Annotated in this window: 15 protein-coding genes; 2 read left to right on the forward strand and 13 right to left on the reverse strand. The window is 61.4% G+C overall.

What is annotated here, in order from left to right; all coding sequences use genetic code 11:
- Positions 1 to 233 precede the first annotated feature (233 nt).
- On the forward strand, positions 234 to 779 hold the full coding sequence (locus HHJ17_RS14395) for a polymer-forming cytoskeletal protein (protein ID WP_296506242.1): 546 nt from the start codon (positions 234 to 236) through the stop codon (positions 777 to 779).
- Here HHJ17_RS14395 and rocF read toward each other — a convergent pair.
- From rocF to HHJ17_RS14455, 12 genes are all read right to left on the reverse strand, one after another.
- A complete protein-coding gene (gene rocF / locus HHJ17_RS14400) occupies positions 776 to 1693 on the reverse strand; it encodes an arginase (protein WP_296506243.1) in 918 nt (305 codons plus the stop codon). The two genes, HHJ17_RS14395 and rocF, sit on opposite strands and share 4 nt — an antisense overlap.
- A 72-nt stretch (positions 1694 to 1765) precedes the next feature.
- On the reverse strand, positions 1766 to 2935 hold the full coding sequence (locus HHJ17_RS14405) for a GGDEF domain-containing protein (protein WP_296496858.1): 1170 nt from the start codon (positions 2933 to 2935) through the stop codon (positions 1766 to 1768).
- Between the two features lie 37 nt (positions 2936 to 2972).
- Positions 2973 to 5468, reverse strand: coding sequence for an EAL domain-containing protein (locus tag HHJ17_RS14410; RefSeq protein ID WP_296496859.1), 2496 nt, complete (start codon positions 5466 to 5468; stop codon positions 2973 to 2975).
- Positions 5469 to 5683: 215 nt separating this feature from the next.
- Complete coding sequence (locus HHJ17_RS14415) at positions 5684 to 7231, reverse strand: PAS domain-containing methyl-accepting chemotaxis protein (RefSeq protein WP_296506244.1); 1548 nt, start codon at positions 7229 to 7231, stop codon at positions 5684 to 5686.
- A gap of 36 nt (positions 7232 to 7267) precedes the next feature.
- The gene (locus HHJ17_RS14420; RefSeq protein ID WP_296506245.1) at positions 7268 to 8953 is read right to left on the reverse strand and encodes a methyl-accepting chemotaxis protein; all 1686 of its coding nucleotides are present in this window, start codon (positions 8951 to 8953) and stop codon (positions 7268 to 7270) included.
- Positions 8954 to 8974: 21 nt separating this feature from the next.
- Entirely contained in the window at positions 8975 to 11200 is a 2226-nt protein-coding gene (locus HHJ17_RS14425) for an EAL domain-containing protein (RefSeq protein WP_296506246.1), read from the reverse strand.
- A 167-nt stretch (positions 11201 to 11367) separates the two neighbouring features.
- On the reverse strand, positions 11368 to 12606 hold the full coding sequence (locus HHJ17_RS14430) for a hypothetical protein (protein WP_296506247.1): 1239 nt from the start codon (positions 12604 to 12606) through the stop codon (positions 11368 to 11370).
- A gap of 113 nt (positions 12607 to 12719) precedes the next feature.
- On the reverse strand, positions 12720 to 13304 hold the full coding sequence (locus tag HHJ17_RS14435) for an ABC-type transport auxiliary lipoprotein family protein (RefSeq protein WP_366557546.1): 585 nt from the start codon (positions 13302 to 13304) through the stop codon (positions 12720 to 12722).
- 77 nt (positions 13305 to 13381) lie between these two features.
- Entirely contained in the window at positions 13382 to 14344 is a 963-nt protein-coding gene (locus tag HHJ17_RS14440) for an MlaD family protein (RefSeq protein WP_296506249.1), read from the reverse strand.
- A gap of 12 nt (positions 14345 to 14356) precedes the next feature.
- Entirely contained in the window at positions 14357 to 15145 is a 789-nt protein-coding gene (locus HHJ17_RS14445; protein WP_296506250.1) for an ATP-binding cassette domain-containing protein, read from the reverse strand.
- Positions 15142 to 16263, reverse strand: coding sequence for an ABC transporter permease (locus HHJ17_RS14450; protein WP_296506252.1), 1122 nt, complete (start codon positions 16261 to 16263; stop codon positions 15142 to 15144). Before HHJ17_RS14450 ends, HHJ17_RS14445 begins: the two co-directional genes overlap by 4 nt.
- A gap of 150 nt (positions 16264 to 16413) precedes the next feature.
- Positions 16414 to 17448 carry an SGNH/GDSL hydrolase family protein gene (locus HHJ17_RS14455; RefSeq protein ID WP_296496867.1) on the reverse strand — a complete coding sequence of 345 codons (1035 nt, stop codon included), beginning with the start codon at positions 17446 to 17448 and terminating at the stop codon, positions 16414 to 16416.
- A 260-nt stretch (positions 17449 to 17708) separates the two neighbouring features.
- Between HHJ17_RS14455 and HHJ17_RS14460 the strand changes: the two genes are divergently transcribed.
- The gene (locus HHJ17_RS14460) at positions 17709 to 18497 is read left to right on the forward strand and encodes an enoyl-CoA hydratase/isomerase family protein (RefSeq protein ID WP_296496868.1); all 789 of its coding nucleotides are present in this window, start codon (positions 17709 to 17711) and stop codon (positions 18495 to 18497) included.
- On the opposite strand, the gene HHJ17_RS14465 is transcribed toward HHJ17_RS14460, so the two are convergent.
- The gene (locus tag HHJ17_RS14465) at positions 18494 to 19429 is read right to left on the reverse strand and encodes a LysR family transcriptional regulator (protein WP_296496869.1); all 936 of its coding nucleotides are present in this window, start codon (positions 19427 to 19429) and stop codon (positions 18494 to 18496) included. The two genes, HHJ17_RS14460 and HHJ17_RS14465, sit on opposite strands and share 4 nt — an antisense overlap.
- Positions 19430 to 19486 lie beyond the last annotated feature (57 nt).

Raw genomic sequence — 19486 nt, forward strand, 5'->3', positions numbered from 1 at the left:
CTGCGGAACGTTTGTCCGCTTGAGGGGGGACTGTAGAGGCGAAATATCAACTCCGCTATTGTGGAAAACCACAATGCCGGCGCAGTCGCTGGAGGCCGGTTCTGAGCCCGCCAACGCAATTTTTGCGGTGTGGGCAGGGCCGTCGCCAATGAATCATTTCGTTACGGATTTTGCAAAACCAGTGGAGACTTGCAAAAGCGTGGCTCGTACCATGAGCTTTTGAAGGAATCAATATGGCCATTTCACCCAACTTTTTCAACAAACGCGTCCCTGAAACCACACCTCCACGCCATGTCGTGCCCACGCCAAGCGCCAGTACCTACGGTGCATCGGTTGCGCCCAGTGCCCCTGCGGTCGCCGCCACTCCGGTGGCCAGCGTGGCCAAGGCCAGTGCGCCCGTGGTGGAAGGCGGCAGCAAGCTGACAGTGGGACCCAACATCAAGCTCAAAGGGGTGGAAATCACCGATTGCGACACGCTGCTGGTTGAAGGCATGGTGGAGGCGACCATGGATTCACGGGTGATCCAGATTTCTGAGCGCGGCGCCTTTAAAGGCTCGGCAGAAATCGATATTGCCGAGATTCACGGCCAGTTCGATGGCAACCTGACTGTGCGCGAAAAATTGACGATCTATGCCACGGGTAAAGTCACTGGCAAAGTGCATTACGGCAAGCTGGTGATCGAAGAGGGCGGACAGCTCACGGGCGAGATCCAGTTTGGTTCCATGTCGGGCGCCAGGTCCAGCAGCATGGAGAAATCAGGCATCTCGCTGGCCAGCTAATACTTGCGCATCAGGGTGCTCTTGCCAAAGAGCGACCCGATCAAATCGACGGCCAGTTCAGCCGTGCGGTTGCGGACATCAAAGGCCGGGTTGAGTTCCATCACGTCGAGTGAGGCGAGTTGCCCGGTGTCGGCAATCATTTCCATGCACAGCTGCGCTTCACGGTAAGTGGGGCCACCGCGCACCGTGGTACCGACGCCGGGGGCAATGTCCGGGTCCAGAAAATCCACATCAAAGCTCACATGCAGGTGCGTGTTGCCGTCCACCAGGGCGAGGGCCATTTCAACCGCGGCGCGCATGCCCATCTCATCGATGTAGCGCATGTCAAACACCTCCAGTCCGGCTTCATGCACCAGGCGTTTTTCACCGTCATCGACACTGCGAATGCCAATCTGGCGTACCCATTTGGGGTTGATGGCGGGCGTTTGGCCGCCCAGTTCGATCAAGGCCTGGGGGCCATGGCCACACAGACAAGCCAGTGGCATGCCGTGCAGGTTGCCGCTGGGAGTGAGCGTGTGGGTGTTGAAGTCGGCATGGGCATCCAGCCACAGCACGCGCAGTTTTTTGCCGGTCTCGCGGCAATGGCGGGCCACGGCGCTGATGGAGCCGATGGCCAGGCAGTGGTCACCGCCCAGCAGGATAGGCAGGCGGCCCTGACCGAGTTCGGCATATACCGCGTCATGCACGACGGTGTTCCAGGCCACCACTTCGTCGAGGTGGCGATAGCCATTCACCGGCGGCAGCCACGGGTTGACGGGACCGCTCAGGTTGCCCCGGTCGAGCACCTGCAAGCCCCGGTTTTGCAGCACCGGCACGATATCGGCCACACGCAGGGCTTCCGGCCCCATGCTGGCGCCGCGACTGCCCGCGCCAATGTCGGTGGGGGCGCCAATGAGACTGATGTTGTGGTTCATGCTGCGCTTCGCCTCGCGGGAAAAAATGCAGTGTATTTCTTCCCGCGAGCCATGGCCAGCCTGCGGGGGGGGTCAGCTGGTTTTCGGGCCGCTAACGATTTGATTCCGGCCATTCTGTTTGGCTTGGTACATGCGCTGGTCGGCGAGATCCACCAGCATTTTCCAGTCGGTGATCCGATCGGCGCTGCGTTCGGCAATCCCGATGCTGGCGGTCAGCGGCGTGTTGTCAGGGCGGGTGCCAAAACCTGTGCTGCGCATGCGCAAGAGCGCAGCCTGTGCCTGCGCCATATCGGTGTTGGGCATGATCAGCAAAAATTCTTCGCCGCCCCAGCGTGCCAGCAGATCGCCACGCCGTTGATTGCTGTGGACGATGGCCGTCATGTCGAGCAGCGCCCTGTCGCCGGCTTCGTGGCCGAACTTGTCGTTGATGCCTTTAAAGTGGTCGAGATCGAGAAAAGCGATCGCCAGCGTGGCATCGCTGCGGCTGGCGATGGTGAACTGAAGTTCCAGCACTTCCTCGCCGGTGGAACGCGAAAAGATCCCCGTCAACGGGTCGCGGATGGCCTGGCGCACCAGCGCGATCATGAATGCCAGCTGGCTCATGCTGGCCAGCGTCGAGACGCTGGTGATCAGCACCAGCAGCCAGAAAGCGCCAGCGAACGATGGCCAGTCCAATGTGGACCAACGCATGGAGCCGGCGATGCCTTGTGCGATCAGGATCGGGCTGGCGATCACCAGGTTTTCCAGCAAGGTGAGCGGAAAAACGGCCAGCCCGGCCAGCAGCACGAACGGCAAAAAAGCATAACCAGCGCCGATGGCGGCCGAGACACCGGTCAATTGGTAGTGGCTGAGCAGCGTGTAGGAGGCGACATAAAAAACGGTCGGGATGGCAAACAGCAGTGCCATGGCGCGATAGGCATCGAACAGGTTGCCGCTGGGCCGGTAATGCAGCAACAGGCTGGTGAAGGCCGCACAGGCCAGTAAGCGCATCAGGGCCAGGTTGAGCCACAGCGGAAAAGGGAAGACGACCAGATCGACCAAGCTCCAAAGCGGCGTCAGCACCGCGAACAGGAAGGCGACCAGGCGCACCCGGTTGACGATCATGGTCGCACGCCGGCGCGTCAGCAAGCTCATATGCTGATGGGGCGATGCCAGCCAGACCAGTTCGGCCGGTTTGAGTTCTCCCGACATCAGGGTGGACAGTCGTTGCCATCCGGCGTCTGCCAAGCGGTGTATGTTCATTGAGTGGTTCGTGGTGGGGTGGCTTGCATTCGCTGGACTAACTGTGCGTCGGCGAAGCACGCATCAGTTCGGTCAGGTCTTTGGCCGCCATCGCTTTGGCATACAGCCAGCCTTGGTACGCCTCGCAACCGTGCTGGCGTAAAAAGCCCCGCTGGGCATCGGTTTCAACGCCTTCGGCCACCAATTGCATCCCCAGACTGTGTGCCAACGCAATGATCGCCTTGACAATGGCGACGTCATTGGCGTCGTGCGGAATGCCGTCCATGAAGCTCTTGTCAATTTTGAGTTTGCTCACCGGCAAGACCTTGAGATAGGCAAGCGATGAATAGCCGGTGCCAAAGTCATCCAATGCGACACGGCAGCCCAGTGCCACCAAGGCATTGAGTTGTTCGCGTGCCTGCTCGGGATGGGTCATGGCCACCGACTCGGTGATTTCGATGTCCAGCCATTGGGCTTGTGCCCCTGTGCGGGCCAGGGTTGCGCGCACTTTCTCGGGCAGATCGTGCTGGCGAAATTGCTGTGCCGAAACATTGACGGCCACCCGCAAGGGCATACCGGCTTGCGCCCAGTCGGCAATCTGTAGGCATGCCGTCTCCAGCACCCAGTCCGACAAAGGCAAAATCAGACCGGTGGCCTCGGCCACCGGAATAAAGCGTGCAGGCGACACCGGGCCCAGCACTGGGTCGTTCCAGCGGAGCAAGGCTTCAGCGCCGACCACCAGGCCACTTTGTACGTCAACTTGCGGCTGGTAATGCAACTGCAAAATCCCTTGCGCCATGGCTTCTTTCAAGCGGGTGTGCAGCTGCATGTTTTCATGCACTTTCCGGTCCAAGTCTTGGGAATAGCAGGCATAGCCGCCGCGACCGGCCTGTTTCGCCTGGTACATGGCCATGTCCGCGTAGCGCAGCAAGTTGTCATTGTCCTTGGCATCATCCGGGTAAAAAGCCAGACCCAGGCTGGCACCGGAATAGACATCCTGGTCTTGAAGCCGGTACGCGGCCTGCAGCGACATCAAGAGCTGGGTGGCCACATTCACCGCTTCATTCACATCCGCCAGTTCGGTCAGCAAAATGGCAAATTCATCACCCCCCATGCGCGCCAGCATGTCGTTTTCACGCAAGACGCCGCGAATGCGCTCGCTAATTTGCACCAGCAAGGCGTCGCCAGTGGCATGGCCAAAACTGTCATTGACGGTCTGGAAATAGTCCAGATCAAGAATCAAAACGGCCACGCGCAGGCCGGACCGCTCGGCCCGGACCAAGGCTTGGCTCAGTTGCAGCCGAAACAACCAGCGATTCGCAAGACCGGTGAGTTCATCATGGGTGGCTTGGTATCGCAGCGATTCTTCAAACTTTTTGAACTCGGTTAAATCGCGGACATAGGCAATGGCGTGGCTGGCGCCCTCGTCTTCCCAGTGCCCCAACGAGATGTCCACAGGCACCAGTTGGCCATCGCGACGCAGTAACTTCAAAGCCATGGAACCCATGGCGCGGGAATGCGGGTCCATGAAATAACCGCGCATCGATTGCGCGTGGCGAGCCCGCAAATGTTCGGGCAAGAAAATATCCACGTTTTGCCCCATCAACTCGCTCGCCGGGTAGCCCGTGAGCGTCTCCATGGCCGGGTTAACCATCAAAATACGTCCGTCGTGGTCGACCCACAAAATGCCATCGGGCGCCGCATTGAGCGTTACTTTCTCGCGCAGATGTTGCACCTCCATGCGCTCCAGAGGACGGCGCAGGGCCTCGTTAAAGGTGGCGTGAAATAAATACAGATAGGCAGCCACCTTGTAGAGGTGCCCAAGCACATTGGCGCCATCTTTGTCGACGACCCCCAACATCGTGAAAAACAGTTCGGAGACGGCTGACAAGGCAATGGCAAAGCCAAGGGCCATGACACATTCCTGAATCAATTCCTCGCGGCGACGCCACAGCACGGCCAGCGTCACCAAATTGACGGTGATGATCAACCATTCGAGGCCGATCTTCAGTGGCGTCAGGCCCTGCCCATTAATAAATAGCGCCGGCACGCGGTCTGGCCACAGCAGCCCGATACTCGCCAGCACGCCGACCAGTGCCAGCATCACAGCCAGAGAGAGCCGTTTTTTCAGCGTGGTGACGTCTGCGATCGTGGGCAGCAGCGTGTACAACAGCAACGCAGTTGCTGCCAGCATGCGGGCAGCGAGCCAGAAGAAAATAGATTTTTGCGACGAGTTGGGGGTGATGGCGTCCGGCATGCCGGCATAGTCCAAGGTGTGCAGAAAGTCGAGCAGCGCCACGCCCAAAAAAGCCACCCCCAGCAGTACTACGGCCCCTTTGCGCGCCGACAAAATGGCGCGGTAGCCGGTGACAAATACCAGCAGGGCCACCACCACGGCGAACATTTCCACGGCCGTGTGCCAAAAAACGAACTGCATCGGCTCGATCACGATTTGACGGGATGGGTGTGAAACCCACCACAGCAGTGGTATCGCCAGCGCCAGCAAGGTCCAGCCTGCCGTGCTTTGAAAGGGGTGCGTGTGTTTGTTGTGCATGGTTACGAACGGGTTGTTCTGGGTAATCCACCGAAGAGCGGCGAAAGCGTCACCCGCGGTGGACGCTTTCTATCAAGTTTTTGCGAATGCTCAACTGTAGCGCTGCGCTAATTGGATCCAAACTGACGATTATTCAGCATAAGCGATAACTTGACCAAATGGTCACATCCTGTAACGTAACGCCTCGGGGGAAGAAAAATGTGCTTGAAAGTGTCTTAAACCGAAAACACCTTCACGGCCTCGACCAGACGTTGGGCCTGATCGCCCATGCTGATGGCGGCCGCACTGCTTTGCTCCACCATGGCGGCGTTTTGCTGCGTCATCTCGTCGAGCTGGGTCACAGCGTGGCCAACCTGTGAAATGCCAAGATTTTGTTCCTTAGATGCCGAGGTGATTTCAGCCAGTAAATCATTAACGCGTCGGACCTGACTCACGACTTCGGTCATGGTCTGGCCGGCATCGGCCACCAACCGGGACCCGTTTCCGACCTTTTCGACAGAGTCATCAATCAGAACCTTGATTTCCTTGGCGGCCGCCGCAGAGCGGCCGGCCAGACTGCGCACCTCGCTGGCCACTACCGCGAAACCGCGACCCTGCTCCCCTGCGCGGGCGGCCTCGACCGCGGCGTTCAGCGCCAGAATATTGGTCTGGAAGGCAATGCCGTCAATCACACTGATGATGTCGGCTATTTTTCGGCTCGAATCCGAAATCAGCGCCATGGTGGACACCACATCGGTCATTGCATCGCCTCCTTTGGCTGCAACTTCCGTTGCTGCTTGCGCCAGTTGGCTGGCCTGCTGTGCCGTATCGGCGTTTTGGCGCACGGAGGCCGTTTGCTGCTCCATAGCGGCCGCTGTCTGCTCCAGATTGGATGCGGTTTGTTCGGTCCGGCTCGACAAGTCATTGGTGGCAGCGGCAATCTCCATGCTAGCCACCTGCACGCCGGAGGCCTGCTCGAACACGTCGGCCACCAGCGAATGCAGGTTGAGCCCGGCCTGGTTGATGGCGCGTGCGATCAGTCCAATGTCATCACAGCGGTTGAGGCGCAAGTCCACGGCGGCCTCGCCGCTGGCCACCTGTTCGGCCAAAACCAGAATTTTTTCCAGGGGCGAGGTCACCTGTTTTTCAATAAACCAGCCCGCCAGCAGCAGGCTGCCCGCGACCGTCGCCCCGATGGCCGCCAAGGCCGCACCCCCCAAGTCCGAAAAAGACAGGGCGATGCCCACCATGGAGCCGGCCAACAGCAGCGGTAGGCGAACCCGCCAAGCCGTGGGCAGCAGTTGCAGCGCACTGGCCCAGCGCATGAGGCCGGTACGCACAATCAGTCCCCGATGGAAGGCAAGCCCTGACGCTTGCCCCTCCTTGAAACGCGCATACAGTTTTTCAGTGGCTGCTACTTCAGCGCGCGAGGGCTTGGTGCGCACCGAGATGAACCCCGCCACCTGGCCATTGCGCCGCATCGGCGCGGCATTGGCGCGCACCCAATAGTGGTCGCCGTCCCTGCGGCGGTTTTTGATCAGCGCCGTCCAGGACCGACCCTCTTTCAGGCTGCGCCACATATCGGCAAAGGTTTCCGTGGGCATGTCGGGGTGGCGGACCAGATGGTGGGGCTGCCCAATTAACTCTTCGGTGGAAAAGCCACTGGTACGAATGAATGCCGCGTTGGCGTAGGTAATGTGGCTAGAAACATCGGTCGTAGACAGCAGGGTTTCATTGCCTGGAAACTGGTACTCGCGTTGCGTCACCGGTAGGTTTGTTTTCATTGATATCTCTTTTTAGTTGGTGTTTGCGTGATGTTTTTAGAAACTGGCCCATTCACCCGCGTCCTTCGCCGGGCTCTGGGTCAAGGCTTTGGGTGCGTAGGCTTGCGGCAGGGCTCTGGGTTTGCTGGCCGCAGGCTTGGCGATGCGAGGGGTCGACAGGGCTTGCGCGCGTGAAACGCCGGGCGTCAACTTGAACACCGCCACGGTGCCGACCAGTTCTTGCGCCTGTGACTTCAAACTGCTGGCCGCCGCCGCCATTTCTTCGACCAGCGCGGCGTTTTGCTGCGTCACCTGGTCCATTTGCATGACCGCCTCGCCCACTTGTGACACCCCCTGGCTTTGCTCGTTGCTGGCGGCACTGATCTCGCCCATGAGGTCGGTCACGCGTTTGATGGAGCTAACGACTTCCGTCATGGTGGTGCCGGCCTGATCGACCAGCACGCAACCTTGCTCGACCCGCTCCACGCTGGCATTGATCAATCCCTTGATCTCCTTGGCGGCTTCGGCAGACCGCCCGGCCAAACTGCGCACCTCGCTGGCCACCACGGCAAAGCCGCGGCCCTGCTCACCGGCCCGGGCGGCTTCCACAGCGGCATTCAAGGCCAGGATGTTGGTCTGGAAGGCGATGCCGTCAATCACGCTGATGATGTCGGAGATTCTTTTGGAACTGTCATTGATGTGTTTCATGGTGTTCACCACCTGGGTTACGACCTCACCGCCCTGGATGGCGGTGGTGCTGGCACTCAGGGCCAGTTGGTTCGCTTGACGGGCACTGTCGGCGTTTTGTTTGACGGTCGAATTGAGCTCTTCCATGGAGGCGGCGGTTTGCTCCAGCGCGCTGGCTTGCTGTTCGGTGCGGGCCGAGAGGTCGTGGTTGCCGGAGGCAATTTGCGAACTGGCGGTGGCCACGCTCTCCGAGCCGATGCGCACGTCGGAAACGACCTTGGCCAGGTTCTCCTGCATGGCCGACAGCGCCTGGAGCAGTTGGGTCACTTCATCCTGGCCGTCCACATGGATGGTTTGGCTCAGGTCGCCTTGGGCGATGGCATGGGCGATGTCCACGGCATGATGGAGCGAGCGCGAGATGCCGCGAATCAGGGCCACCCCAAAAAGCACTGCAATCAGCAGGCCGGAGAGGATGGCGCCAATGGCCAGCCAACGAATGTTGTTGTAACGGGCCGAGGCCGCATCGAACTCCGCCTTGGCCACGTCCAGCTGGAGCTGCATCAGGACAACAATACCCGCACTGACGGGAACATACAGCGGGCGATTTTTTTCAAAAACGATGCGCTTGGCTTCTTCCAAATTATGGGCACGCAAGGCAGCCACAGATGGACGCAAGCCCTCTCTCAAAAAATGTTCGTTGTCCGAGGCGAATTTCTTGGCGATCGTTGCTTCCTCATCGGTCAGTGTGGTCGCCACGTAATCGGCCCAGGCTTTCTCAATGGCAGCGATGTTGGCATCGACCCCGGTGGTGTCTTGGGCGATTTCTTCGGGCGTTGGATCAAGCAAGCTTCCGGCAATCAGCAGTCGGTTTTTCAGGTTCAACTCGTTGATCTTGGCAATCAGTCCCATCGGCACCGTGCGGTCTTCGTACACGGTTTTCAGCGCGTCGTTTGATTTGCTGATGCCCGACAAGCCGATGGCGCCGATGACAACGAGCAGTGCAGACAGAAGGCCGATCAGGATGACCAGGCGGGTGGAGATTTTCAGGTTGTTCAAGCGATGTTTCTCGTAAAAATGCTAGTTAACTTCGGTGGCGGTGACCTGCAGGGCCAGCGCTTCAAATTCATGCAAGGGCATGGGCCGGCCGTACAGGTAGCCCTGGTAAGAAGTGCAGCCAAAGCGCTCAAGGCAGGCGCGCTGCTCCTGCGTTTCCACGCCTTCGGCAATCAAGCGCAGCCCCAGGTTGTGGGCCATGCCAATGATGGTTTGCACGACGACGGCGTCGTTGTGGTTAGTGTCAATGTTGCTGACAAAACTCCTGTCAAGTTTGAGTTGCTGAATGGGCAAGCGCGTCAGCTGCGACAAGGAGGAATAACCGGTGCCAAAGTCATCCATTGAAAAGTGGACGCCCTGCTGGTTCAAGGCCTTCATCTTGTCGATGGTGTCAACAATGTTGTGCAGTACCAGGCTCTCGGTCAGTTCCAGCTTGAGCTTGTCCGGGTTGATGCCGGTTTGCGCCATTATCTGGCACACCATGGCGACGAAATCAGGCTGACGAAACTGGCGGGCACTGACGTTGACCGCGAGCACAAATTTTTCTGTCGCCGGGTCAGTCGCCCAGACCTTGAGTTGCTCACACGCCGTGCGCAATACCCATTCGCCCATCGGCAGGATGAGCCCTGATTCTTCAGCCATTGGAATAAACTGGTCGGGTAACACCAGGCCGTGTTTAGGGTGCTGCCAACGCAGCAACACTTCGGCGCCCAGGACACCCTGCGTGTTGTCCACCTGTATCTGGTAGTACAGCTGGAACTGATTGTTGGGCAGGGCGTTACGCAGTTCGGACTCCAGTGCCATGCGTGTTTCCAGTGAGGCCTGTATTTGCGGGTCGTAAAAGCACAGGGCGTTGCGCCCGCTGCTCTTGGCCTGGTACATGGCGCTGTCAGCGCGTTTGAGCAGCTCATCGAGGGTGGCGTTTTGACCCGGAAACAGGCACAGCCCCATGCTGGTGGAACCGTGGTGAAGCTGGTTTGCCAGCATGCAAGGCTGGTTGATGGCGGCTCTAATTTTTTCACCGACTCTCTCCGCCTGCAGTGCGGCCTGCGCTTCATCCGCGCTCAAATCAGTCAGCACGACGATGAACTCGTCACCCCCCAGACGGGCGACCGTGTCGGTCTCGCGAACGCAGGACTGGATACGCCGTGCAACTTCTGTCAGCAGGCGGTCGCCAACATCATGCCCACGGGTATCGTTGATGCGCTTGAAATTATCCAGATCAAGCATCAGCACGGCGCCATGGAGATGGTCGCGCGTGCTCACTGACAGCGCCTGTTGCAACCGGTCATACAGCAGTCGCCGGTTGGGCAGGCCGGTCAGGTGATCATAAAAGGCGAGTTGCTCAATATGACCCGCCTGGGCTTTAAGCTCGGTGATGTCCTCCACGACTACCAGCAATTCTTCTTCTTCTTCTTCTTCTTCTTCTGCAAGCCGGATTCCAGTGATGGTGAGGCGCAGCCATTTTTCGCCCTGCGCGATGTCAATGCCGCGCAAGGTCATCCCGCTGGCGAGGACGGCTTGCGCCTGTTGGCGCAGATCGGGTAGCGGCAGGAGGTCTTCGAGTTCGCGCCCGAAAACGTCTTCTCCGTTTTCAAGTCTGAACATCTCGCGGAAGGAGCGGTTGACACTGCGCACCTTGAGGGTGCCGTTCACCACGATCAGCCCGGCGGGCAGGCTCGCAATGATGTCATCGGCGTATTTCTTGAGCCCGAGGATGGCACGCCGGTCGGCCTGAATATAGGTGTCGAGGGCAAGCCCCATGTCCAGGAACGCGATCTTCTGCAGCGCGTGGTAGGTGGCGAGAAATTTGTCCGGGTCGTCGCCAAGCAAGCGCCACAGCTCGGGCAGCAGCCCAACGAGGTACTTGCTGTAGGCGCCGATGTACCACTTGGGTTCGAGCCCGATGTGCTGGTGGACGACGCCTACGCGCAGGCGCTGGAGAGCGTAGTCGGGGCCGTAGTCGCCCGCGGTCAGGCTGTTGAAGTAGTCCGTCTGAGTCCGCTTCAGGCGCTCAAGGGATGGTGCATCCGGGATGAAGCGGCGGGTTTCCTCGAACTTGATGAGATGGGTGTAAAAGTCGTTTACGAAGTGCTGCGACACATCCTGCAGACGCGCGTGCAACTCCGTGAGCAAGCTGACATCGGTTTCGTCGAACTCCAGGAATGCCTTGCGCCGGGTGATCTCTTGCGCGTCGATCCCGATCTTACGGGCCAGCGCGGCGACGGCCTCGTCCGAGAGATTCTTCATCGTCCGGCTCCCGCTATGGGGCCGTAGACGACGGGGGGGAGGTCAGGCTTGCTTGCTTGCTTGCTTGCTTGCGCAATATTTGTTCCACGATAGACCCCAACCTTTATTTATTCTGGTTCACATTTTGCGCCAGACTCTGGTGCGCCCCAATTACCACTCTCTAACTCTTACGGGCTCATTCGATTGCACAACGGCGGCGTGCCGAAGGTTTCGCAAAATACCCGATACAGATCCCGCTCCGCCCAGCGCCAGCCTTCGTTGATCAGGCGGAATCGCACCCGCGCGGCACCGTCTGCGAGGTGCTTGTAAAGTAGCACATTATCACTACTGCCCCGCAGGTGATCCCCCAGACGCTTGCGCAAATCCCCGGTCGAGCCTATATACACGACGCTGTGCGGCCCCGGAGGCGCGCTTTTCTCAAGCCATCCCTCTTTTGCTTCACTCACGGGCGAGCCCAAAGCCGCCCGGATTTCGTACACTCCCGGTTGGGCCGGAACTGCAGTCCGCAGTGCTTGCGGGGTCAACGGTACCAATGTGGAAAACCCCTCGGTCGCCGCCAGATAATTCATCCGCTGGCTGCGACTCCGGCAATCGGGAATCGCCAGGTCGTGCCGGATGTTGGCCACCGTGCGCCGCGACAAGCGAATGCCGTGTTCGCGCTTGAGGATGGCAGCGATGGCTTCGTCCGTCAGCGGCTCGCACAACACGCCTTGGAGCATCCATGCTTTTTCCCTTTTGATCACGTGGTCCACAAAATGACAATGAACCTGCCGCGGCTTTGGAAAAAGTCCACCCAACGGCACCGCTTTACCGTTCGGCAGCGCGATGGACAATCCGCGCACCAACCGGGAGATCCGGCCCGGATCCGCCACCACGGAAAGATTCGACTCCGACCGCAGCCGGGCGGAAATCTCCGCTTGGGTCAGAGGCAAGAGCGCCAAGCCCTGCCCGGAACGCAGATACGCCGCTTGCGATGCCAGCACGGCCTGCATCAGCGCGTGGGTGAGCCGGTTCCGGGTATTGATGAGGCGCAACCTGCGCAATACACCCGCCTGTTCCCTGGGGAAGTCCGGGCCGGACATCAGGTGGTTTACACCCTCCTCATCGAATCGGTATTCCCGCGCGTAGCTGTCGCGGTGGTAGAGGAACATCAGACCCCGGCTCGCCTCGCGAATCTCCCCCAGTACCGGGGAGGCTTGGGTTTGAGGGGTGTCGGCCGCATCATGCGCCACCTGCGCGCCGTCCAATTGACCCACGGTCACCCAGGGGCGCAGGGCGGTAAACCCGGTGGCGGACTCCGTCCGGGACACGAGACGGTCGACAGCCCGCAGCGGCAATTCCAGAAAGCGAGCGAGCACGATTTTACCGAGCAGGTCGGCATCAATCTTATTGTTAGGGTGTTGCAATCGCTATTGTAAGCTACTGTATTCATAGCTTATAACGTAGCAGCGACGGGGGCTGGCGGCAGATTTTATCAATAGTTTGAGCAGATGATCCGTGCGGCGGCCGTGCCGGTGTCTCAGGGCGCCAGTGGCTGCAGCCACTGTTCAATTTCTTGCACAGCGGCATCGGCAGCCGCGGTCAGGGCGCGCACACCGCCAGCGGCATCGGTGCTGGTGGCTGGCCGTTTCACGATGACGCTGTGTTGCGCCACCCATTTTTCGCCGCTGGGGCTGGGCTGGGCCAGCGTGGCGCGCAGGCGCAGCAGACCCACGCTTTGGTTGGGCGCCTCGAACAGCTGGCTGAACTCTTCCAGCTCAATACGCAGCGTGTGGGTGGTGGCGATGTTGAGGGTGCTGTCGCCGGGATTGAGCAGGGCGCGGCTCTGGCCCAGGTAGGCACGCAGGCGTTGGCGCAGCAGTTGGGCCGGCGTCATGCTCCAGCGGGCCTGGGCGTAGGGCCGGAGTTGCTGGGCGTCGGCATAGGCCAGCCGGTACAGGATGGCGGTGCTGTCCAGTGCCGGGTTGGCTTCAATCTCGCCAATCACCAGCGGCCCCAACGGCGCCCGGGGGGCCGGTTGGCTGGCCGGGCTGCTCAGGCTGCCGGGGCCAAAGTCATAGACGGTGGCGCGAACCGGGGAGCGGGGCAGGGCGCAACCGGTCAAGCTTAATAAAATTATAAGAAATAGGCCTCTAGCCCCCGTTCTGTATGCGCAGTTAGCTACTGAATTCATAGCGTTTCTCATGGTTTGCCTGGGTTGGTGAAACCGGCTTCACCCGGGCCGGGTAGCAAGGGTCCGTTGCCATAGAGCAGGGACTGGGGGTTGTCGTTGATGGTGCCGGCGGCGCGGCTGAGCTGGCGCGCGGTGCGGGCGGCATCTTCCAGCGCATGGTTGACACGCGGCAGGGTCGCGGTGTTCAGGTTTTGCCCGGTGGCGGCCAGCGTGCTGACGCCCTGGGCCAGTTGGTCCAGCGTGCCGCCACTGGCGTTCATGCGCTCGGTGACGGTCCGAAAGGCGCGTGCCGATCGGCGCGCCTCATCGGCACTCTCGCCCACCCGCACCGAGGTGTCTTGCAGGCTGACGAGGGTGGTCTTGGCGTCTTGCATCAATTGGGGCAGCACTTGGTCGGTATGGGTGGTCAGCTTTTCCATGCTGGCCGCCGCCTGGCCGAGGTTGCCAATGGCGCTCATCAGGTTTTTCTGGTTGTCGGCGCTGAGCAGCAGGTTGGCGCGCCGCGTGGCTTCATCCAGTTGCGACAGAATGCTCAGCCCCCGGTCCGACAGCGTGGACAGCAGGCTGGGCCGCATGGGGATGCGGGCCGGCGAGCCGTCGCCCGCGGGCAGGGCGACCTTGGACTCGCCTTTGTCGTCCAGCTGCACAAAGGCCAGGCCGGTGACGCCCTGATAACCGAGGGTGCCAAACGTGGACTGGGTGATGGGTGCCTGCTCGTCCACCGCAATGCGGATCAGCACCTGGCCGGGCACTTGCGGGTCAAAGCCGATGGCCGTGACCTTGCCAATGTTGACGCCTTTAAAGCGCACCGCCGCCTGCGGCTGCAGGCCGGTCACCGCGTCTTTGCTGGACAGGTCGTACAGCCGCAGCGAACGGGAATCGCGGGTCAGCCAGACCGCCAGGGCCACCAACAGGGCCATGACCACCAGCACAAAGGTGCCGGCCGCCAGGGCGTGAGATTTGTTTTCCATAAGGTTCCGTTTCTACACTGCGTCGGGGTGTGTGCGCAACAAGGAAGAAGCGCGCTGCCCCCGGTCACCCAGAAAGAAGTCGTGAATAAAAGGGTGCGGGTAAGCAATGACCTCTGCCGGCGTGCCGCAGACGATGATGCGTTTGTCGGCCACCACGGCAATGCGGGTGCTGAGTTCAAACAGGGTGTCCAGGTCATGGGTGACCATGACCACGGTCAGCCCCAGTTCATGGTGCAGGGAGCGCAGCAGCGCACAAAAAGCGTCGGCACTGTCGGGGTCGAGCCCGGAGGTGGGCTCGTCCAGCAACAGCAGCGGCGGGTCCATGATCAGGGCCCGCGCCAGCGCCACGCGCTTGATCATGCCGCCCGACAAATCAGCCGGCATTTTGTGCGCCTGCGCGGGGTCCAGTCCGACCATCTGCAGCTTGACCATGGCGGCGTCGTGAATCAGGGATTTGGGCAGGGTGCGCAGTTCGCGCAGCGGAAAAGCAATGTTTTCCAGCACGGTAAAGGCGGAAAACAGGGCGCCGTGCTGGAACAACATGCCAACCCGGCTGGCGGCGCCGTCCGAGCCCAGTTGCGCGGCCGGTTTGTCCAGCACCGTCACGCGGCCGCGGGTCGGCTGCTCCAGCCCCAGCATCTGGCGCAGCAGTACGGTCTTGCCGCTGCCGGAGCCGCCGACGATGGACAACACTTCGCCCGCCTCAATGCGGAGGTCGAGGTCCTGGTGCACCACGACGTCCAGCCCTTCGGCGCGAAACACCGACCAGAGCTTGTCAATCTCGACCACGGTCTGGTTCATATGCCGATGTCCTTGAAGACCACGGCAAACAGCGCATCGACCAGGATCACGATGGTGATGGAGGTCACCACCGAGGACGTGGTGCCTTGCCCCAGGCTCTCGGTGTTGGGTTTGACGCGCAGCCCGAAGTGGCAGCCGATCAACGCAATCAGCAGGCCGAACACCACCGATTTGCCCATCGCCAGTGTCAGGTTGGAGGCTTGCACGGCGTCGGGCAGGGCGGCAAAAAAGTAAGCGGGCGTGACGCCCATCGTCAGGTCGGACGCCAGCATGCCACCGGCCAGCGCCGCCAGCGTGGTCCAGACCGTCAGCAAGGGCATGGCCAGCGCCATGGCCATGGCGCGCGGCAACACCAGCCGGTAGCCTTGTTCGATGCCCATCACCCGCATGGCGTCCAGTTCTTCGGTCACCCGCATGACGCCGATTTGCGCGGTGATGGCCGAGCCCGAGCGACCGGCGATCAGGATGGCGGCCAGCACCGGCCCGAGTTCGCGGATAAGCGAGATGCCCAGGATGTTGACGATGAAGGCATCGGCGCCAAACTGGCGCAGCTGCTGCGACATCAGGTAAGCCAGCACCACGCCAATCAGAAAGCCGACCAGTGCCGTGATAGGCAGGGCCGTGGCGCCGATATGGAACAGGTGGCCCGAGACATCGCGCCACGGGCCTTTGTGGGGTTGGCGCAGCAGTTTGAGGCCATCCAGCAGCAGCTGGCCCATCAGGCGAATGAAACCCCTGACGTGGTCAATCAGCAGCCAGACCCGGCTGCCGAAAAATAGAAAAACCTGCCACGCTGAGAGGCGGGTGGTTGCCGGTGGCGGGCCCGAATACTGGGCCACCCGGGAAAGCATGGTGCGTTGGGCGTCCGGTATGGACAGCTCGGCGGGCCATTGGTGGCCCCAGGCGTTCCACAGCACTTGGGCGCCGGTGTGGTCAAGCCGTTCCAGCTCGCGCAAATCCCAGCGCCCGCCGGCTGCCGTGCCCGCGCGCAGCCCGGACTGAATCTGCGGCCAGGTGGCGGGCTCGGCCAGCCGCGCCGCGGTCCAGCAACCAGACAGCACGATTCCCGGCTTGTCAGGCGTGGTGAGTGGCGTGATACGTGGGGTGTTTTCCTCCATGGAGGGGCGCTAGCTCAAAAAGATACAGAGTTCGCATCGTACCGCCAAAGAGGACCTGATCGCCAACCTCACACCGCCCCGTGTGCCGGGGCTTGTTCCGTGCCGACGGGGGCGTGCCACGCCAGCCGGTGATCCGTCGTTCCGCCCGCTTCAGGCCGCCCGGCGGCGGTGCGCCACGAGCAGCACCAGCAAGGCCAGCCCGACCAGCGCCAGGCTGTCGGGTTCCGGCACGCCCAGCACGGCCAGCGCCGCACTCGCGATCAGGGCGTGCGCATAAGCGGACGGGTGCAGGACATCCGCAAACAGCGAGGCGGCACAGCTGGCGCCCGCTGAAAATTCAAAACCATCACACGGCAAGCTGGTGTTGGTGATGCCAAAGCTCAGGGGGTTGGCCAGAATGGAATCAAACAGGCCGGCCATGTCCAGCAGGTACATGTGCAGACCCAGTGCGGCCCCGCCGCTCATCAGGGCGCTCTGGATCAGGGTATTGAAGCGTACCGATGCATCCGATGAGGCCGCCTGCAGGTTCAAAAAATTCGCCTCGGGCGATGCGCCCAGATTCGGCAGCGTGGAGATCAGGATGTTCTTGGCGCCCATGCTTGCCAGGTAACCGATCGTGTTCGCCAGGTTGCCGATGGCGGCCGCCGCCGCCGCTGCGCGCCCGGTCACATCTGCCGGTGTCATACCGGTGTAGAGTGAGCGCGCATCACGCATGTCGTTGCCACCGCCCACCACGACATACAGGGCATTCGGATCCGCCGACAGATGGGGCGTGAGTCCCCAAGGGGCGTAGCCGGGGCCCCACAGGCCGACCGCCTGCGCCAGCACACCGGGTGGGCTGCCGATCACGCCGGTACGGGCGCCAGCGAAGGCGTAGTTGTTGCCGCCCTGCAAAGCCGGGGCGGCTTCACTGGCCAGCCCCAGTCCGGTGGCCAGTGATTCAATCCAGACCGGACCGTTGGAGAGGCGACTGTCCTGATAGTACGGACCGTTGAAGCCGACCCCGATGGGCGGCAGGGTGGGCACCGGCAAGCTGTTAGCGACGGCATTGGCCGTGGCCAGGTTGCCGGTGTCCGACAGGCTGTCGCCGAACACCACTAGGCTGGAGAAGGGCCCAGCCAGCACGCTCAAGGGCAGGCTCATCGCCAGAGGCAGCAGGATGGAACGCAGGCGTTTGAATAACATCTTGTCTCCCGGGACGTTGTTGAGCTGAAAGTCAGCAGCCCCTGTTTGGGGTGGGCCAACTAAAAAAGCTGGCAAGTTTCACGCCAAAGTGGAAAAGATATTTAAAAACAAGGGCTTGCCTCCGCCGTTCGCGATAGGCAATGAAAAAAACGGGTGAAGTGTCAACTTTATCGACAGTCCGGTTTGCCTGGTGGCCCGCCTTGACCCGCGGCCAACCGGCTCGCGCGTTGCGGCAAAATGACCTCAACAGGAGACCTACCGTGAACAACCCCCCATTTGTATCGACCCCCGAGTTAAGCGTGGAACAACGCGGCCCGGTGCTGTGGCTGACCATCACCCGCGAAGAGCGGCGCAACGCCATGAGCCACGGTGTGCTGGCTGGCATGACACAAGCCATCCTGGCGGCCCAGGGCCAGCGCGACCTCCGCGCCATCGTCATCACCGGGGCCGGTGTCAAGGCCTTTTGCGCCGGCGCTGATTTGCAGTCGGCCAAGGCCTTCACCACCGACTATTCCGAGCCGCATGGCCATCTGGCGCAACTGCTGCGCGCCGCGCGGGCCAGCTATGTGCCGCTGATTGCGCGTGTCAACGGCGCCTGCATGGCCGGTGGCATGGGGCTGATGTCGATGTGCGACATGGCGGTGGCGGCGCGCCATGCGGTGTTTGGTCTGCCGGAGGTCAAGGTCGGCGTGTTTCCGGCCCAGGTGCTGAGCGTGTTGCAGCATCTGATTCCGCGCCGCACCCTGAACGAAATGTGCCTGACCGGCGAGCCCATCACCTCGGCGCAGGCGCTGGAGGTGGGGCTGGTGAATTATGTGGATGACGATGTGGACGCCAAACTGCAGTGGCTGCTGGACCGCATGCTGGACAAATCACCGGCCGCCATCCGGCGTGGTCTGTACACCCTGAAGAAGGTGGAAGCGATGGCGTTTGAAGAGTCCATGTCCTTCACCGAAAGCCAGATTGCCCTGTTCACCTTGACCGAAGATGCCAAGGAAGGACAAAAGGCGTTTCAGGAAAAGCGCAAGCCGAACTGGGTCGGGCACTAGCGCCAGACCCGGTCCAGCGCCGTCCAGGCACTGGCCACCACCGGGTCGGCCAGGCGGGTCTGCAGGCAGGTGAAACTCAAATTGCAGTCCAGGCTGACGCGGTCGGCAATCACCAGGCCGCGCGCCTGCGCTTCCCGAATGGCAATGGAATCACGCACCAGGCTCAGGCCGACGCCCGACCGGACCAGATCGAGCATGGAGGCCTCCTGGTCCACCAGCGCCACCCGGCGCGGCTCGACCCCGAGCGGGCCAAAGACACTGGCCAGCAAGCGGTGGTGGGCCGACGCCGCCGGGGTGGCCAGCCAGGGCAGGGCGGCGAGCGCCTTCCAGTCCCGGCCCAGCACCTGCTCGCCCCAGCCGGCCGGCGCCAGCACCCGGTAGGTGAAGTGCGACAGAATTTTTGCTTCAAAAACAGGAGCAGTGTTCGCCCGGTTGACGGAGGCTTGAGGCGATTCTGAGGGTGCATCGCCGGGCAGGCTCAGGTAAAAGCCGACATCCAGTTCGCCCCGCGCCACTTGGGCCAGCACATCGCCGCTCATGCCCTGCCGCAACTCGGTCTCGATCTGCGGGGCCGACTCCACCAGCTCTTTCAGGAACGCGCCCAGCCGCGTGAACTCGGGGTCGAGCACGGTGCCGATGCGCAGGCGGCCGCGCACCGTGCTGTGCAGACGGCGCGCCGCCTGGTTGAAATCGGCCAGTGACAGCAGGGCTTTTTCTGCCTGCGGCAGCAAGGCTGCGCCATCGCGGGTGAGCACCAGACCATGCGGCGTGCGCGTGAACAGCACCAACCCCGTGTTTTCCGCCAGACTTTTGAGTTGCAAACTCACCGCCGGCTGGCTCAGGTGCAGCCGCACCGCCGCCCGCGACACATTGCCTTCGCGCGCCACGGCGACGAAGGCGCGCAGGGTGTGGAGATCGGCAACGGTTGTCATATTGGATAAATTTATATCACGGTTTTACCGAAATCATTGGTAAAGGGCCTCGCTTTT

Source organism: Rhodoferax sp. (assembly GCF_012927445.1).
Classification (GTDB): Bacteria; Pseudomonadota; Gammaproteobacteria; order Burkholderiales; family Burkholderiaceae_C; genus Rhodoferax.

Bases quoted from the DNA above. Each gene is read 5' to 3' on its own strand.
- HHJ17_RS14395 (WP_296506242.1), top strand. From the start codon at position 234: ATGGCCATTTCACCCAACTTTTTCAACAAACGCGTCCCTGAAACCACA.
- rocF (WP_296506243.1), bottom strand. From the start codon at position 1,693: ATGAACCACAACATCAGTCTCATTGGCGCCCCCACCGACATTGGCGCG.
- HHJ17_RS14405 (WP_296496858.1), bottom strand. From the start codon at position 2,935: ATGAACATACACCGCTTGGCAGACGCCGGATGGCAACGACTGTCCACC.
- HHJ17_RS14410 (WP_296496859.1), bottom strand. From the start codon at position 5,468: ATGCACAACAAACACACGCACCCCTTTCAAAGCACGGCAGGCTGGACC.
- HHJ17_RS14415 (WP_296506244.1), bottom strand. From the start codon at position 7,231: ATGAAAACAAACCTACCGGTGACGCAACGCGAGTACCAGTTTCCAGGC.
- HHJ17_RS14425 (WP_296506246.1), bottom strand. From the start codon at position 11,200: ATGAAGAATCTCTCGGACGAGGCCGTCGCCGCGCTGGCCCGTAAGATC.
- HHJ17_RS14440 (WP_296506249.1), bottom strand. From the start codon at position 14,344: ATGGAAAACAAATCTCACGCCCTGGCGGCCGGCACCTTTGTGCTGGTG.
- HHJ17_RS14445 (WP_296506250.1), bottom strand. From the start codon at position 15,145: ATGAACCAGACCGTGGTCGAGATTGACAAGCTCTGGTCGGTGTTTCGC.
- HHJ17_RS14450 (WP_296506252.1), bottom strand. From the start codon at position 16,263: ATGGAGGAAAACACCCCACGTATCACGCCACTCACCACGCCTGACAAG.
- HHJ17_RS14455 (WP_296496867.1), bottom strand. From the start codon at position 17,448: ATGTTATTCAAACGCCTGCGTTCCATCCTGCTGCCTCTGGCGATGAGC.
- HHJ17_RS14465 (WP_296496869.1), bottom strand. From the start codon at position 19,429: ATGACAACCGTTGCCGATCTCCACACCCTGCGCGCCTTCGTCGCCGTG.